Origin of the sequence: Pseudomonas sp. NPDC098747 (genome assembly GCF_044760045.1) — a bacterium.
Classification (GTDB): domain Bacteria; phylum Pseudomonadota; class Gammaproteobacteria; order Pseudomonadales; family Pseudomonadaceae; genus Aquipseudomonas.
The window spans coordinates 92,452-107,460 of record NZ_JBIWAL010000019.1 but is presented as its reverse complement, the minus strand read 5'-3'; the positions used below and the strand labels follow the sequence as shown (position 1 = coordinate 107,460).

16 protein-coding genes are annotated in these 15,009 nt (G+C 59.5%); 11 read left to right on the top strand and 5 right to left on the bottom strand.

The genetic code is table 11. The annotated features are described in order from the left end of the window. Positions 1-112: 112 nt before the first annotated feature. The 3 genes from tag (at position 113) to ACIQVE_RS14340 (ending at position 1,945) form a co-directional block, all read left to right on the top strand. Complete coding sequence (tag, locus tag ACIQVE_RS14350; protein WP_402809267.1) at positions 113-670, top strand: DNA-3-methyladenine glycosylase I; 558 nt, start codon at positions 113-115, stop codon at positions 668-670. A gap of 40 nt (positions 671-710) precedes the next feature. Further along, positions 711-1,598, top strand: coding sequence for a lysophospholipid acyltransferase (locus tag ACIQVE_RS14345; RefSeq protein WP_402809265.1), 888 nt, complete (start codon positions 711-713; stop codon positions 1,596-1,598). 107 nt (positions 1,599-1,705) lie between these two features. Beyond that, positions 1,706-1,945, top strand: coding sequence for a PilZ domain-containing protein (locus ACIQVE_RS14340; RefSeq protein WP_402809263.1), 240 nt, complete (start codon positions 1,706-1,708; stop codon positions 1,943-1,945). A gap of 16 nt (positions 1,946-1,961) precedes the next feature. Here the strand turns inward: ACIQVE_RS14340 and ACIQVE_RS14335 are convergent, their stop codons facing one another. The 5 genes from ACIQVE_RS14335 to def form a co-directional block, all read right to left on the bottom strand. After that, complete coding sequence (locus tag ACIQVE_RS14335; RefSeq protein WP_402809261.1) at positions 1,962-2,276, bottom strand: hypothetical protein; 315 nt, start codon at positions 2,274-2,276, stop codon at positions 1,962-1,964. Positions 2,277-2,454: 178 nt separating this feature from the next. Then, complete coding sequence (gene trkA / locus ACIQVE_RS14330; protein WP_402809258.1) at positions 2,455-3,831, bottom strand: Trk system potassium transporter TrkA; 1,377 nt, start codon at positions 3,829-3,831, stop codon at positions 2,455-2,457. Between the two features lie 22 nt (positions 3,832-3,853). After that, positions 3,854-5,164: a 16S rRNA (cytosine(967)-C(5))-methyltransferase RsmB gene (gene rsmB, locus ACIQVE_RS14325; protein ID WP_402809256.1), complete on the bottom strand. Its 1,311-nt coding sequence runs from the start codon at positions 5,162-5,164 to the stop codon at positions 3,854-3,856. Then, complete coding sequence (gene fmt, locus ACIQVE_RS14320) at positions 5,161-6,120, bottom strand: methionyl-tRNA formyltransferase (protein ID WP_402809253.1); 960 nt, start codon at positions 6,118-6,120, stop codon at positions 5,161-5,163. Before fmt ends, rsmB begins: the two co-directional genes overlap by 4 nt. A 71-nt stretch (positions 6,121-6,191) precedes the next feature. Then, positions 6,192-6,698 (bottom strand): peptide deformylase, encoded by a 507-nt coding sequence (gene def / locus ACIQVE_RS14315; protein WP_402809250.1) that lies wholly within the window; start codon positions 6,696-6,698, stop codon positions 6,192-6,194. Between the two features lie 158 nt (positions 6,699-6,856). On the opposite strand from def, the gene ACIQVE_RS14310 reads away from it, so the two are divergent. The 8 genes from ACIQVE_RS14310 to ACIQVE_RS14275 all read left to right on the top strand — a co-directional run bounded on the left by ACIQVE_RS14310 (position 6,857) and on the right by ACIQVE_RS14275 (position 15,008). Then, the gene (locus tag ACIQVE_RS14310; RefSeq protein WP_402809248.1) at positions 6,857-7,882 is read left to right on the top strand and encodes a LysM peptidoglycan-binding domain-containing protein; all 1,026 of its coding nucleotides are present in this window, start codon (positions 6,857-6,859) and stop codon (positions 7,880-7,882) included. Positions 7,883-7,963: 81 nt separating this feature from the next. Next, entirely contained in the window at positions 7,964-9,064 is a 1,101-nt protein-coding gene (gene dprA / locus ACIQVE_RS14305; protein WP_402809272.1) for a DNA-processing protein DprA, read from the top strand. 54 nt (positions 9,065-9,118) lie between these two features. Beyond that, a complete protein-coding gene (locus ACIQVE_RS14300; protein WP_402809245.1) occupies positions 9,119-9,676 on the top strand; it encodes an L-threonylcarbamoyladenylate synthase in 558 nt (185 codons plus the stop codon). 273 nt (positions 9,677-9,949) lie between these two features. After that, entirely contained in the window at positions 9,950-10,618 is a 669-nt protein-coding gene (locus ACIQVE_RS14295; RefSeq protein WP_402809243.1) for a hypothetical protein, read from the top strand. Next, a complete protein-coding gene (locus ACIQVE_RS14290) occupies positions 10,596-11,330 on the top strand; it encodes an iron-containing redox enzyme family protein (protein ID WP_402809241.1) in 735 nt (244 codons plus the stop codon). The genes ACIQVE_RS14295 and ACIQVE_RS14290 overlap by 23 nt, the downstream gene beginning before the upstream one ends. Before the next feature lie 42 nt (positions 11,331-11,372). Next, a complete protein-coding gene (locus tag ACIQVE_RS14285) occupies positions 11,373-12,467 on the top strand; it encodes a DUF3419 family protein (RefSeq protein WP_402809238.1) in 1,095 nt (364 codons plus the stop codon). Then, on the top strand, positions 12,464-13,732 hold the full coding sequence (locus ACIQVE_RS14280; protein ID WP_402809236.1) for an aminotransferase class I/II-fold pyridoxal phosphate-dependent enzyme: 1,269 nt from the start codon (positions 12,464-12,466) through the stop codon (positions 13,730-13,732). Before ACIQVE_RS14285 ends, ACIQVE_RS14280 begins: the two co-directional genes overlap by 4 nt. Then, positions 13,722-15,008 carry a phenylacetate--CoA ligase family protein gene (locus ACIQVE_RS14275; RefSeq protein ID WP_402809234.1) on the top strand — a complete coding sequence of 429 codons (1,287 nt, stop codon included), beginning with the start codon at positions 13,722-13,724 and terminating at the stop codon, positions 15,006-15,008. Before ACIQVE_RS14280 ends, ACIQVE_RS14275 begins: the two co-directional genes overlap by 11 nt. Position 15,009 lies beyond the last annotated feature (1 nt).

Sequence of the window (15,009 nt, the reverse complement as noted above, 5' to 3'; positions counted from 1 at the left end):
AGGGACGCACGGCGGGCGTAGGCGGGCTCACGAAATTCACCTGGTTCTTGCGCTGCGATTTAAAGAGCGGGAGTATACCCGCTTCAGTCGCACCTCCACCCCCTGGAGCCTTATGCCACGCTGCTTGTGGTGTACCGAAGATCCGCTGTACATGGCTTATCACGATCAGGAGTGGGGCACGCCGCTACGCGATGCGCAGGGTTTGTTCGAGTTGCTTTTGCTCGAAGGGTTCCAGGCCGGGCTTTCCTGGATCACCGTACTGCGCAAACGTGAGCGCTATCGCGAGGTGTTGTTCGGCTTTGATGTGCAACGTGTGGCGCAAATGAGCGACGCCGAAATCGAAGAACTGATGCTCGATCCGGGGATCATCCGCAACCGCCTCAAACTCAATGCCTCCCGGCGTAATGCTCAGGCCTGGCTGGCGCTGGAGGATCCGGTGGCGTTTCTCTGGTCGTTCGTTGGCGGCACACCGATCATCAATCATTTCAAGGATCGCAGCGAAGTCCCGGCCATCACCCCCGAAGCGCTGGCGATGAGCAAAGGCCTGAAAAAGGCTGGCTTCACGTTCGTCGGCCCGACCATTTGCTACGCGCTGATGCAGGCCTCGGGCATGGTCATGGATCACACCCGCGACTGCGACCGCTACGCGCAGTTGGTCAACGGCGGTTAGAATGGCCGCCTCGCGCACAGCACAAGATCAGGAGTGACCTGTGGAAAAGTTTAAAGGCGCCTTGCTGGTAGGCGCTCTGCGGCTGTTTGCCTTGCTGCCATGGCGGGCCGTACAAGCCGTGGGTTCGGCGATTGGCTGGATCATGTGGAAAACCCCCAACCGCTCCCGCGACGTGGTGCGAATCAACCTCGCCAAATGTTTTCCACAGATGGACCCGGCCGAGCGCGAGCGTCTGGTCGGTCAGAGCCTGAAAAACATCGGCAAGTCGCTGACCGAAAGTGCCTGCGCATGGATCTGGCCGGCGCAGCGCTCGATTGATCTGGTTCGCGAAGTCGAAGGCCTCGACGTACTCAAAGATGCATTGGCTTCAGGCAAAGGCGTGGTCGGCATCACCAGCCACCTGGGCAACTGGGAAGTGCTCAACCACTTCTATTGCAGCCAGTGCAAACCGATCATTTTCTATCGCCCTCCCAAGCTCAAGGCTGTGGATGATTTGCTGCGCAAACAGCGCGTGCAACTGGGCAACAAAGTGGCCGCGTCGACCAGAGAAGGCATTCTCAGCGTCATCAAGGAAGTGCGCAAAGGTGGTGCAGTGGGCATTCCCGCTGACCCGGAACCGGCCGAGTCCGCCGGGATCTTCGTGCCGTTCTTCGCCACCCAGGCGCTCACCAGCAAATTTGTGCCGAACATGCTGGCCGGTGGCAAAGCCGTCGGCGTGTTCCTGCATGCGCTGCGTCTGCCCGATGGCTCTGGCTACAAAGTCATCCTCGAAGCCGCGCCAGAGGCCATGTACAGCACCGATACCGCAGAGTCCTGCGCCGCGATGAGTAAAGTCGTCGAGCGTTATGTGGCGGCGTATCCGAGTCAGTACATGTGGAGCATGAAGCGTTTCAAGAAGCGTCCGCCGGGCGAAGAACGCTGGTATTGACCGACTTGGCACACTCTGTGGATAACTTGTAAGAGCTGCCGGAGGCGGCGATCTTTAGATCTTCCTTCAGTTATCCACAGAAAACGTTTATTCAAGGGCGCAGAAAGATGTCCGAACACCGCAAATCATTCCGCATCAAGATCACCCACGACAGCTTCGGCGAATGCCTCGGCCAGACCCGCAACCTGTCGCCCACTGGTGTCTATGTCCAACATCCGCGATTGGCATCGTTGCCCAAAGGCGCGGTGGTTTATGGCCAAGTGCAGGATTTACCCGCAGGCGCGCCGCGAGTGCGGATGGAAGTGGTGACGGTGGATGCCGACGGCATCGGCCTGCGCTACTTGTGAGTAAAAATCCGCTGATTCATTGCGCCTGACGATCAAGCTTCTTCAGAAACACGGTCATTTCCTTCTCGGCCTGCTTGTCGCCATGAGCGCGGGCAGCGTCCAGACCGTGTTCCCACGCCTGACGCGCGGCGGCGTGATCGCCCTGCGCCAATTGCGCCTTGCCCAACAATTTCCAGGCTGCCGAGTATTTCGGATCGAAACCGACGCAGCACTGGAAATGCTCGGCTGCCTTGGTGTTTTCCCCCAAGTCCAGATAACCCTTGCCCAAGCCGAAGCGCAGCAGGGAGTTATCCACACCCTTGGCGAGCATTTTTTCCAGGGATTCGAGCATGGGTGGATTCCTTGAATAGGGTGAATCAGGGGACATTTATTGAGTCGCTGATACCGTAATCGCTGGCAAGCCAGCTCCCACAGGGTTTTCGGGTGTGCATCCTATTTATGAATAACCAAAAACCTGTGGGAGCTGGCTTGCCAGCGATGGCGTCAGTCTGATCGCCAGATAATCCGGATCAGAAAAAGCTCAACCCCACATGAAACAGCTTCTCCACGTCACGAATATGCTTTTTATCCACAAGGAACAAAATCACATGGTCGCCCGCTTCGATCACCGTATCGTCGTGGGCGATGATCACTTGATCATTGCGGATCACCGCACCAATAGTGGTGCCCGGCGGCAGGCCGATCTTCTCGATGGGCTTGCCGATCACCTTGCTCGATTTCGCGTCACCGTGAGCAATCGCCTCGATCGCTTCCGCCGCACCGCGACGCAATGAGTGCACGCTGACGATATCGCCACGGCGCACGTGGGCCAGCAGCGTGCCGATGGTCGCCAGTTGCGGGCTGATGGCGATGTCGATGTCGCCGCCCTGGATCAGGTCGACGTACGCCGGGTTGTTGATGATCGTCATCACCTTCTTCGCCCCCAGCCGTTTGGCCAGCAGCGACGACATGATGTTGGCTTCGTCGTCGTTGGTCAGCGCGAGGAAAATATCCGCGTCGGCGATGTTCTCTTCCATCAGCAAGTCGCGATCCGACGCGCTGCCCTGCAGCACCACGGTGCTGTCGAGGGTATCGGAGAGATAGCGGCAGCGCGCCGGGTTCATCTCGATGATCTTCACCTGATAACGGCTTTCGATGGCCTCGGCCAGACGCTCGCCGATCTGCCCGCCACCAGCGATAACGATGCGCTTGTAGGTCTCGTCGAGACGGCGCATTTCGCTCATCACTGCGCGAATATCCTCACGGGCGGCGATGAAGAAGACTTCGTCATCGGCCTCGATCACCGTGTCGCCCTGCGGCAGGATCGGCCGGTCGCGGCGGAAAATCGCCGCGACGCGGGTCTCGACATTCGGCATGTGCTCGCGCAGTTGCCGAAGTTGCTGACCGACCAGTGGCCCGCCGTAGTAGGCACGCACGGCCACCAGTTGCGCCTTGCCTTCAGCGAAGTCGATCACCTGCAAGGCGCCGGGATGCTGGATCAGGCGCTTGATGTAGTTGGTCACCACTTGCTCGGGGCTGATCAGCACGTCGACCGGAATCGCTTCGTTCTGGAACAGCTGGTCCTCGCGATGAAGGTAGGACGCTTCACGCACCCGGGCGATTTTGGTCGGGGTGTGGAACAACGTGTGGGCGACCTGGCAGGCGACCATGTTGGTTTCATCGCTGTTAGTCACTGCCACCAGCATGTCAGCGTCGTCGGCGCCGGCCTGGCGCAGCACCGACGGCAGTGAGCCGCGGCCCTGCACGGTGCGGATGTCGAGGCGGTCGCCGAGGTCGCGCAGGCGCTCGCCATCGGTGTCTACTACCGTGATGTCGTTGGCTTCGCTCGCTAAGTGTTCAGCCAGCGAGCCGCCAACCTGTCCTGCACCGAGGATGATGATTTTCATCCAGTCACTCCAATGAATCCGTTTAGCCGCGCGCGGCAGCGATTTTGATCAGCTTGGCGTAGTAGAACCCGTCATGTCCGCCCTGCTGGGCCAGCAATTGGCGACCATGTGGCTGTTTGATTCCCGCCGTCGTGGCCAGGTCCAGTTCGCGGGCGCCCGGCGTGCGCTCAAGGAACCCCGCAATGACCGCGGTGTTCTCGGTCGGCAGTGTCGAGCAGGTGGCGTAAAGCAGGATGCCGCCGACTTCTAGGGTTTTCCACATCGCGTCTAGCAGCTCGCCTTGCAGTTGCGCGAGGGCGACGATGTCGTCGGGCTGACGGGTCAGCTTGATGTCCGGATGACGGCGGATCACGCCGGTGGCTGAGCACGGTGCGTCGAGCAGGATGCGCTGGAACGGTTTGCCGTCCCACCATTTCTCGGTATCGCGACCGTCGGCGGCGATCAGTTCGGCGCTCAAACCGAGGCGTTCGAGGTTTTCCCTCACGCGCACCAGACGCTTGGCTTCCAGATCCACCGCCACCACGCCGGCCAGCGCAGGCTCGGCTTCGAGGATGTGGCAGGTCTTGCCTCCGGGTGCGCAGCAGGCGTCGAGCACCCGCTGGCCCGGCGCTAGATCAAGCAGGTCGGCGGCCAGTTGTGCGGCTTCGTCCTGCACGCTGATCCAGCCTTCGGTGAACCCCGGTAGACTGCGCACATCGGCAGCGGCCTCGAGAATGATGCCGTCGCGGCTGTAGACACACGGCGTTGCGGCGATACCGGCCTCAGTCAGCAGACCGAGGTAGGCGTCGCGGCTGTGATGGTGACGGTTGACCCGCAGGATCATCGGCGGATGCGCGTTGTTCGCTTCGCAGATGGCTTCCCACTGTTCCGGCCAGAAAGCCTTCAGGGATTTTTGCAGCCAGCGCGGGTGAGCGGTGCGCACCACTGGATCGCGTTCCAGTTCGACAAAAATCGCTTCGCTTTCTCGCTGGGCGCTACGCAGAACGGCATTGAGTAAACCCTTGGCCCAAGGCTTCTTCAGCTTTTCGGCGCAACCGACGGTTTCACCGATGGCGGCGTGGGCCGGGACGCGGGTGTAGAGCAACTGATAAAGACCGACCAGCAGCAACGCCTCGACATCGGCGTCGGCGGCCTTGAACGGCTTTTGCAGGAGTTTTTCCGCCAGCGCCGAGAGGCGTGGCTGCCAGCGCGCGGTGCCGAACGCCAGATCCTGAGTGAAACCGCGATCGCGATCCTCGACCTTGTCCAGTTGCGTCGGCAGAGAGCTGTTCAGCGAGGCTTTGCCGTTGAGAACGGCGGCGAGTGCCTTGGCGGCGGCCAGACGCGGGTTCATTGCGCGTCCACCGCTGCGCCAAGAATGGTGCCGACGGCGAATTTCTCACGACGGCTGTTGAACAGGTCGCTGAAGTTCAGCGCTTTGCCGCCGGGCAATTGCAGGCGGGTCAGGCACAGCGCCTGTTCGCCGCACGCGACGATCAAACCGTCCTTGCTGGCGCTGAGAATTTCACCGGGCGCGCCGTTGCTTTCAGCGACAGTCGCCGCCAGCACTTTCAGTGCTTCACCGTTGAGGGTGCTGTGGGTGATCGGCCACGGATTGAAGGCGCGAACCAGACGTTCCAGCTCGACGGCCGGGCGGCTCCAGTCGATGCGTGCTTCGTCCTTGTTCAGTTTGTGCGCGTAGGTGGCGAGGTTGTCGTTCTGCACTTCGCCTTCCAGCGTCCCGGCAGCCAGACCGGCAATCGCTTGCACCACGGCTGGCGGGCCCATTTCGGCGAGTCGGTCGTGCAGGCTGCCGCCGGTGTCTTCGGCGCTGATCGGGGTGACGACCTTGAGCAGCATCGGCCCGGTGTCGAGGCCGGCCTCCATGCGCATCACGGTCACGCCGCTTTCGGCATCACCCGCTTCGACGGCGCGCTGAATCGGCGCCGCGCCTCGCCAGCGTGGCAGCAAGGATGCGTGGCTGTTGATGCAGCCCAGACGCGGAATATCCAGCACCACTTGCGGCAGGATCAAGCCGTAGGCGACTACCACCATCAAATCCGGTTTCAGCGCCGCAAGCTCGGCTTGCGCGTCAGCGTTGCGCAGGGTCGGCGGCTGCAACACCTGGATACTATTTTCCAGCGCCAGTTGTTTAACCGGGCTCGGCATCAGTTTTTGCCCACGACCGGCCGGACGATCCGGTTGGGTGTAGACCGCAACGATCTCGTAAGGGCTGCTCAGCAGGGCCTTGAGGTGCTCGGCGGCGAATTCCGGGGTGCCGGCAAAAACGATGCGCAGTGGCTCGGTCATTGAATGGCTCTCTATGGCAAAGCTTCATAAAAAGAAAAAGGCTTGCCGCAGCAAGCCTTTGAAGGAGGGCATCAAGCGTTCTGGCGATGGAGCTTTTCCAGTTTCTTCTTGATCCGGTCGCGTTTGAGCGTGGACAGGTAATCGACGAACAATTTGCCATTAAGGTGGTCGCATTCGTGCTGGATGCACACGGCGAGCAGGCCTTCGGCGATCAGTTCATAGGGCTTGCCGTCGCGGTCCAGCGCCTTGATCCTGACCTTTTGCGGGCGGTCGACGTTTTCGTAGAAGCCCGGCACCGAGAGGCAGCCTTCCTGGTACTGCTCCATTTCTTCGGTCAGCGATTCGAACTCGGGGTTGATGAACACCCGTGGCTCGGTGCGGTCTTCGGAAAGGTCCATCACGACGATACGTTTGTGCACGTTGACCTGGGTCGCGGCGAGGCCGATGCCCGGCGCTTCATACATTGTTTCAAACATGTCATCGACCAACTGACGCACTTCGTCGTCCACTACAGCCACAGGCTTGGCGATAGTACGCAGACGCGGGTCCGGAAATTCGAGGATGTTTAAAATGGCCATAGGCTGATTGCTGCACGTATTGAGTAAAGTCGGGTCGATGGCCTGGCAGGTCCGAAGATGCAGGCTACCGTTGTGAAGCGTAGCTTCTACAAATTCAGAAGCGAGCCACGAGGGCTCTGACGATTCACGCGAGCGCACATGATAAAGGGATTCACTGCATGAGGAAAACACTACTCGCCCTGCTGCTGTTGGCTTCGGCTGGCGCGGCGCACGGGCAAGTGCAACTCAGGGATGGTTTTCCACAGCAATACACGGTGGTTTCGGGGGACACCCTCTGGGACATTTCCGGCAAATACCTGCGCGAGCCCTGGCAGTGGCCACAACTGTGGCGGGCCAATCCGCAGATCGAGAACCCCAGCCTGATCTATCCCGGCGACACGCTGACGTTCAGTTACGTCAACGGCCAGCCGCGTCTGACCCTCAATCGCGGCGAGTCGCGCGGCACCATCAAGCTGTCGCCACGCATCCGCACCAGCCCGGTGGCCGAGGCGATTCCGAGTATTCCACTCAAATCCATCAACAGCTTTTTGCTGAGCAACCGCATCGTCGACCAGGCCGAAGACTTCGACAAGGCGCCGTACATCGTCGCCGGCGATGCCGAACGGGTACTCAGCGGCACTGGCGACCACATTTTCGCCCGTGGCCATTTCGACCCGGATCAGCCGGTGTACGGCATCTTCCGTCAGGGCAAGGTCTACACTGATTCGCAGACCAAGGAATTTCTCGGGATCAACGCCGATGACATAGGCGGCGGCGAAATTGTTGCCACCGAGGGCGATGTCGCCACCCTCGCCCTGCAACGCACCACTCAGGAAGTGCGCCTCGGCGACCGTTTGTTCAGCGGCGAAGAGCGCTCGATCAACTCGACCTTCATGCCCAGCGCGCCGACCAGCAACATCAATGGCGTGATCATCGATGTGCCACGCGGTGTTACGCAAATAGGCGCGATGGACGTGGTCACCCTGAACAAGGGCAAGCGTGATGGCCTGGCCGAAGGCAACGTGCTGGTGGTGATGAAAACCGGTGAAACCGTGCGCGACCGGATCACCGGTCAGCCACTGAAAATCCCCGACGAACGTGCCGGGTTGCTGATGGTGTTCCGCACCTACGACAAACTCAGCTACGGCCTCGTTCTTAACGCATCGCGCTCATTGGCGGTGCTCGACAAGGTGCGAAATCCGTAAGCGTGCTTAACAAGTTACCAACAGAGTTATCCACAGCTTGCTCCGAATGGTTCGGGGCTTATAACGATCAAGGATTGATCCATTATGCTGTCTGCCTATACACCGGTTTCCCCTGCGGAACTGGAAGCGCGCCTGCGCCTGCACCGCTTGCCGGAAATCGGTCCGAAGCGCTTTCTCAAATTGCTGGAAGCCTTTGGCTCGGCCTCCAAAGCCATCAGCGCCCCGGCCAGTGCCTGGCGTTCGCTGGGATTGCCGGCGGCTTGCGCCGAGGCGCGGCGTTGTCCAACCGTGCGCGATGGCGCAAGTCACGCAATGCGCTGGCTAGAGCGGCCCAATCAACATTTGCTGATGTGGGATCAAGCGGATTATCCGGCACTGCTCGCACAGATTCCGGATCCGCCGCCGCTGTTATTCGTCGCGGGCGATCCATTGATTCTCGAGAAACCGCAACTGGCGATGGTTGGCAGCCGTCGTGCTTCGCGCCCGGGAATGGACACCGCAGCGGCGTTCTCTCGCTGCCTGGCGGGGGCCGGTTTTGTCATCACCAGCGGTCTGGCGCTGGGTATTGATGCCGCAGCGCATCAGGCCGCGCTGGATGTCGGCGGGCAAACCGTTGGCGTGCTGGGCACCGGTCTGGAAAATTTTTATCCACAGCGCAATCAGCGGCTGGCCGACGTCATGATTGCCTCGGGCAGCGCGGTGCTTTCGGAGTTTCCGCTGGATGCCGGTCCGAACGCGAGCAACTTCCCGCGACGCAACCGCATCATCAGTGGTTTGTCCCTAGGTGTGCTGGTGGTCGAGGCGAGTGTCGCCAGCGGTTCGCTGATTACTGCGCGGTTGGCGGCGGAACAGGGACGCGAGGTTTACGCCATTCCCGGCTCGATCCATCACCCCGGCGCACGTGGCTGTCACCAGTTGATTCGCGATGGCGCGGTGCTGGTGGAAACCATCGAACACATCCTTGAAGCTCTGCGCGGCTGGCAGCATTTACCGCTATCCACGGACACTCCCAAAGAGTCTCACCCATTGCTCACGCTGCTGCACGCCGCGCCGCATACCAGCGAGGGCTTGGCCGACAGCAGTGGCTGGGCCTTGCCCAAAGTGCTGGCGGCGCTCACCGAACTGGAAATGGATGGCCGAGCGGTGTGCGAAAACGGTCGTTGGCTGGCCAGGACGAGCTAGGTTTTACAAGGAAGATCGGTAAACTGCGCGAAACCTGTTTGCGGAGATTTTTTCATGGTCAACAGTTGGCGTGTGCAGCAAGCCGCACGAGAGATCCGCGCCGGGGCGGTGATTGCCTATCCAACCGAAGCCGTCTGGGGGCTGGGTTGCGACCCGTGGAATGAAGAAGCGGTGGATCGACTGCTGGCGATCAAGAATCGCTCGGCGGACAAGGGCCTGATTCTGGTCGCCGACAATATTCGCCAGTTCGACTTTCTGTTTGAAGACTTCCCCCAGGACTGGATCGACCGTATGTCCAGCACCTGGCCGGGGCCGAACACTTGGCTGGTGCCGCATCAGAACCTTTTACCGGTATGGGTCACCGGGGTGCATGACACCGTCGCACTGCGTGTCAGTGATCACCCGCAGGTACGTGACTTGTGCTCAATGGTCGGGCCATTGATTTCGACATCGGCCAACCCGCAAGGGCGCCCGGCGGCGCGCACGCGCTTGAGGGTCGAGCAGTATTTCCGCGGGCAGATTGACCTGGTGTTGGGCGGGGAGCTGGGTGGGCGCAAGAACCCCAGCGTGATTCGTGACCTGGCTAGCGGTAACGTCATTCGTCCTGACTGACCTAACCTTTCAAACTTGAACATGCAGTACTCCTCGGCTTTCATGACGAGGAGTACTACATATGCCTGCGATTTATCCTTCAAGTAACTATCAAAATACAACAACAAGTTGTTTATGTTCGCCCTTCATGTGTCGGACTAATCGACGACTGTTCAATATAAGTAACTTTTCCCACGTCATTATCAGAAAACGCGCAGTGGCGATATTTCCAAAAGCATCCATTCTTCCAATGCGTTCAGAAAACTTCGATAAGTTAACGTCTGCGGAGAAGGAATGGATACTAAGGATTTACAACTCACGGATTATCTGCAGGCACTTCAGTCGACATTAAAACGTCAACATGAAAATTGTCGTGTGGTGACGCTTGAAGCCGGATCAGACACACGAGAGTTCGATCGTTTTATTGGTCGGCAGTTTCGTCTGCGACTGCAACACTACATGCTGACCTCCAGAGCCCGTTTGCTGGAAACAAGCCTGGCGATAACGGCCCGCAGCACGCACTTCCTGCTCTATAAACAAGACCAACTGATGGCGGTATTGCGGGTGACTCCCTCACCTTTTGAATGGGCAACACTGGCGCATCAGCATCTTTCGCCCACCCAGGTGCTGTCGCGTCATGTCGAGTTCAGCCGGTTGATCACCCTCTCGCAAAATCAATTGCCAGTGTCGGTTAATTATCTGCTGGCATCGGCCACCGAATGGGCGATCAAACGTGGTTATGAGGGCGTAACCGCGCTGTGCCGATCCCCCCAACGACGACTGTTCCAGCGCTTCGGCCTGACATCGATCACCACCGACTCCCTGCATATCGAACAACGCGCACGCGGCGATTACTGGCTGCTCTCAGCGCAGTGGCCGCAGATCCTCGCTGCCGTTCAACAACCCGCCCCCACCGCCCTCAACCCACCGGAAAACCAAGATGAATGCGCGCGTCAGTTTTGAACAACAATTGATACTGCTGGATGAACGAATCGAACAGTCATGGGCCGATATTCTCGATCATTCGCGCTTGGTAAAAGCCATCCGCGAAGGCAGTGTCTCGAAGGCGTTGTACGCGATTTACATGATCGAGACCTTTCACTACACCGCACACAATGCGCGAAACCAGGGTTTGGTGGGTGTGCGACATGCCGATAACCCGGTGTATGCAAAGTTTTGCTTTGAACATGCGGCGCAAGAAGTCGGCCATGAAAAAATGGCCCTGCATGACGTCATGAGTCTGGGACTTAAGAATGAGGTCTTCGATATACCACCGGCACTTCCGGCCACCGAAGTGTTAATCGCTTATTTGTACTGGATATCCTTCACCGGTAATCCGCTGCAACGGCTGGGGTACAGTTACTGGGCGGAAAACGCCTATCAATTTATTAATCCGCTTATTAATAATCTTAGCGAAACATTGTCGCTAAAACCGGCTCAGCTGACATTCTTCATTGCGCACTCCGATATTGATGTCGAACACTTCAACGAAATCAAAGTCATCCTGCAGCGTACTTGCAAAGATCAATCCGATTGGGACGCCATTGCTACCGTGATGGAAACCAGTTTGCGCCTGACCGGCAACATGCTTGAAGCCGTCTATGAGCAGTATGAGGCCTGGCAAAACGGCCTCGCGCCGCGCTATGACTTCCTCCACGCACTGGATAACTCATGAACCCTTCACGTCGAATTTCCCAACTGACGCACGGGGGATGGCATGGCTGACTATTTCGAGCGACTGAATTATGCGCTGGGGGATGAAGACGCCGCACTGGAATACACCATCCTGCCCCAGCGTGCCAGGCATGTGGTCGGCGTTGCGGGAAGTGGCGGACGGTTGCTGCCGCTGCTGGCCCGCGGTCCGGCACGTATGACCTGCACCGATATAAGTGCGCCACAACTGGCGTTCACGCGATTGCGCCTTGCCCTGCTGGAACAGACCGACTACGCGTCGTTTATGGACTTCATGGGTTACCACCCGGGGATTTTGCCGTCACGTCGCCAATCCGTACTTCAGCAGCTGGATCTGCCGCGTGCCGATCGCAGTTGGCTAGCGGAATTGTTCCGGGCGCGTCATTGGCAGGCGCCGATCTATATGGGTGCCTTTGAACAGACCTTACAGCGATTGGCGAAGGTCAACCGACTGTTTACCGGCGAGGCGGGGCGAGAGATTTTTCAGTGCGGTGATCTTGGCGCGCAGACCGATTATTACCGAACCCGCTTTCCTCTCAGGCGCTGGCAGGCTGTGATCGCGCTGCTGGGCAACGCAGCAGTGCTCAATTCGTTGTTGTACAAAGGCGCGTTTCCCCCCAACAACCTGGGTATCAGCTCCCGCGCAGCGTATCTGGACATTTTCCACACCTTGTTCACCACGCAAATCGTGCGCGAGAGCTTCTTTCTGCAAATGCTGTTTTTCGGTGAGCTGTGCTACCCGCAAGGTTTCCCGCTGGAGTGCGATCCACGGATCTTCAAGAGTGCCCGAGAGGCCATTCAGCAGTGCGAGTTGCGCATCGTGCAGGCCGACATTCTCGACTGCGCCGCCAAACACACGGACGTCGATTTCGTATCGCTCTCGGACGTGCCTTCCTTCATGCCCGAGGCCGTTGGAGCGAGTGTCTTGCAACGGCTGCGCCCGTCCCTTGCCGATGAGGCGTTGGTGGTCATGCGTGGTCATTTGCACATCGTCCAACCCGATTGCGCAGGCTTTTGCGATATCAGCGCCCGTTATCAGGACGCGATCGCGAGAGAGAAAACCCAGCTCTGGCGTGTGCAGGTTTACCGCCAGACCACACCTTTGCAGGTATCCCGATGAACTATCAGCAACCGACCGTTAACTGGGTCAAGAATCGTGTCCGTCAGGCGCGTGACGATCAGCAGCAGTTGTTTGATGCCGGGCTCAATGGCCTGAAACTGGTCAGTCGTGAGGGCAAGAACATCGAGTTGAGCAGCGGCGAGCAACTGACCGAGTTTCTCTCATGCTCTTACTTGGGGCTGGAGTGCGACCCGCGCCTGATTCAAGGCGCGGTGAGCGCTGTGAATTCCTTCGGCGTGCAATTCGCCGCCGCACGAACCCGAGCGCTGCTGCCGCCGATGCGCGAACTGGACGAGCAGTTGAACCAGATATTCCAGGGCCACACGGTCACCTTCAATTCGGTGGGCAGTGCGCATTTGGGTTGTCTGCCGCTATTGGGGTCCGGCGAGTTGCCGTCCTATCCATTGCGCCGTGGCCCGGGCTGGATCGTTGACCGGGCGGCCCATGCTTCGATGCAAGTGCTGCAAGGGATTCTGTGGCAATTCGGCCCCGTCCAGCGATGCGACTGCAGCGATGTGGAGCAAGTCGAACAGGCCTGTTCCACAGCGGTAGCCGCTGGCAATACGCCGATCATCCTGACTGACAGCATCGGCTCGATGCGGGGGCTGTATCCGATCAATCGACTGTTGCAACTGGCGGAGCGCTTTGAAGGCTATCTGTATGCCGACGATGCCCACGGCACCTCGATCCACGGCGTGGCAGGCGGTGGTTATGCACTTGTCGCTGCCGATGAGCGACTGCGCGAGCGCCTGGTCCTATTGTCTTCGTTGTCGAAGGCATTTGGTGCGACTGGCGGGGCGATCACCGTACTTACCGCCGCCGATGCCGAAATGATCCGACGTCATGCGTCGACTTATACGTTCGGTGGACCACTGTCCATGGGCGGCGTTGGCGCAGCAGTCGCCTCCGGGGCAATCCACCTCTCGCCGGAGCTGGGTCAGTTGCAAGCGGCGCTGTGGCGAAATGTTGCCCTGATCGACGGTCTGTTCGGGCCGGTGCTGGGCAACCATGAAGTCGCCTCGCCCATTCGTTTCGTCCGAGTCGGCGCCGAGCGTGATGCGATCAGTCTGGCGTTGCACCTGCGTCGACAGGCCATCGCCGTCACCACCGCAGTGTTTCCGGTGGTGGCCAAAGGCGAGGCGATTCTACGTTTGGCCATCAGCGCGAATCACAACCAGGCCCAGTTGGAGAGCTTGGCCAATGCCGTCCGTGGCGGTTTCGATGAGTTGGGCATTCGTCAGGGTGGACGTGACGATGAGCGATGATCCCGTGCTCCATGCCAGCCAGGTCTTTGCGCACAAATTGGCCCACGCGCAGTCACTGCCGTGGTTCTGTGCGCTGTGTCCGCAGATCCTGCAGGTGCACAGTCCAGAGGATTTGCATCGACTGCCAATCCAAGCCGTGGAGGACGAGCATGGCGGTGTACTGTTTTCCGCGCTTGGCGAGGCTTCGCACTGTGCGTCGGGTGGCGGGTTGACACTGACGTCGGGCGGCAGCACCGGCAACCGCAAACACATCACCCATTCCTGGGCGTTCAACGCCAGTATCGTGCCACTGGGTGCGCGGATGTTTGGCGTGGCGGACGAACGCCCGGGTGTGGTCATCAATTGTCTGACCGCAGGCGAAATGCAGGGGGCTTTCCAGTACGCAGCGGCGATCGTCCAGCATGTCGGCGCGCGCCTGCTACCCGCCGGTTCATTGATGGGCGTTCAGCGAATTGCCGGGCTAATTCAGTCGCAAGCGGCCGATGCACTGATTTGCACGCCTTCATTCGCCGCGGCGCTGTTTAACCACGATGAAATCGACGCACAGCAGTTGGTCAGCCTGAGATGGCTTTACTACATCGGGGAGCCCTGCGGTCATCAAGTGCGCGAGCAACTTGGCCGAGACTGGCCGGCGATAAGGCTGCGGTCGCTGGGCTACAGCTCGACGGAAACCGGCCCCATCGGCTACCAGTGCGCGCACCTCGAGCACGGTTTTTATCATCTGCACGCCGATGCGATGCTCGTCGAAGTGGTGGACCCCCTCACCCTGCAAGCAGTGGCCGCAGGCGAAAGCGGTGAGTTCCTGCTGACATCCCTGCTGCCCGATCATGTGCCGCTGTTGCGTTACCGGATTGGTGATCGCGGGCGAATCCTGCGCAATGTGGCGAATTGCGCCTGTGGCAGCGCCTTGCCCGTGTTGCAACTTGAGGGGCGGGTAGAGACATCGATCAAACTGGGTGGCGCGATCATCACGCAGCGACAGGTGATGAGCGTACTCGCACAGGCGTTGCCGGAGCTGGGCTCTATCGACATTCAGGTACAGATCAATCAACTGGCCAACGGTGTGCGCATGTGCCTGGTCATTGCTCAGGACAAACTGCCGTCCGGCGCAGAAGTCGCCCTCGAACAGGCGTTACACAACGAAGCGCAGGCGAGCGCATTGCTCAGGTTGCCCGGCGTGTTGGGATTGCAGGTGCGGCGTCTGGCCCGCAGTCGTTTCGAAACAACTCTCGCGGGCAAGACGCCGTTTTTTATTGAGCTGGGTGAGCCCCAATGAC

What these genes read in the sequence shown, in the direction of transcription:
- tag (WP_402809267.1), top strand. Translation starts at nt 113, where the DNA reads ATGCCACGCTGCTTGTGGTGTACCGAAGATCCGCTGTACATGGCTTAT.
- ACIQVE_RS14340 (WP_402809263.1), top strand. Translation starts at nt 1,706, where the DNA reads ATGTCCGAACACCGCAAATCATTCCGCATCAAGATCACCCACGACAGC.
- ACIQVE_RS14335 (WP_402809261.1), bottom strand. Translation starts at nt 2,276, where the DNA reads ATGCTCGAATCCCTGGAAAAAATGCTCGCCAAGGGTGTGGATAACTCC.
- trkA (WP_402809258.1), bottom strand. Translation starts at nt 3,831, where the DNA reads ATGAAAATCATCATCCTCGGTGCAGGACAGGTTGGCGGCTCGCTGGCT.
- rsmB (WP_402809256.1), bottom strand. Translation starts at nt 5,164, where the DNA reads ATGAACCCGCGTCTGGCCGCCGCCAAGGCACTCGCCGCCGTTCTCAAC.
- fmt (WP_402809253.1), bottom strand. Translation starts at nt 6,120, where the DNA reads ATGACCGAGCCACTGCGCATCGTTTTTGCCGGCACCCCGGAATTCGCC.
- def (WP_402809250.1), bottom strand. Translation starts at nt 6,698, where the DNA reads ATGGCCATTTTAAACATCCTCGAATTTCCGGACCCGCGTCTGCGTACT.
- ACIQVE_RS14310 (WP_402809248.1), top strand. Translation starts at nt 6,857, where the DNA reads ATGAGGAAAACACTACTCGCCCTGCTGCTGTTGGCTTCGGCTGGCGCG.
- ACIQVE_RS14300 (WP_402809245.1), top strand. Translation starts at nt 9,119, where the DNA reads ATGGTCAACAGTTGGCGTGTGCAGCAAGCCGCACGAGAGATCCGCGCC.
- ACIQVE_RS14295 (WP_402809243.1), top strand. Translation starts at nt 9,950, where the DNA reads ATGGATACTAAGGATTTACAACTCACGGATTATCTGCAGGCACTTCAG.
- ACIQVE_RS14290 (WP_402809241.1), top strand. Translation starts at nt 10,596, where the DNA reads ATGAATGCGCGCGTCAGTTTTGAACAACAATTGATACTGCTGGATGAA.
- ACIQVE_RS14285 (WP_402809238.1), top strand. Translation starts at nt 11,373, where the DNA reads ATGGCTGACTATTTCGAGCGACTGAATTATGCGCTGGGGGATGAAGAC.
- ACIQVE_RS14280 (WP_402809236.1), top strand. Translation starts at nt 12,464, where the DNA reads ATGAACTATCAGCAACCGACCGTTAACTGGGTCAAGAATCGTGTCCGT.
- ACIQVE_RS14275 (WP_402809234.1), top strand. Translation starts at nt 13,722, where the DNA reads ATGAGCGATGATCCCGTGCTCCATGCCAGCCAGGTCTTTGCGCACAAA.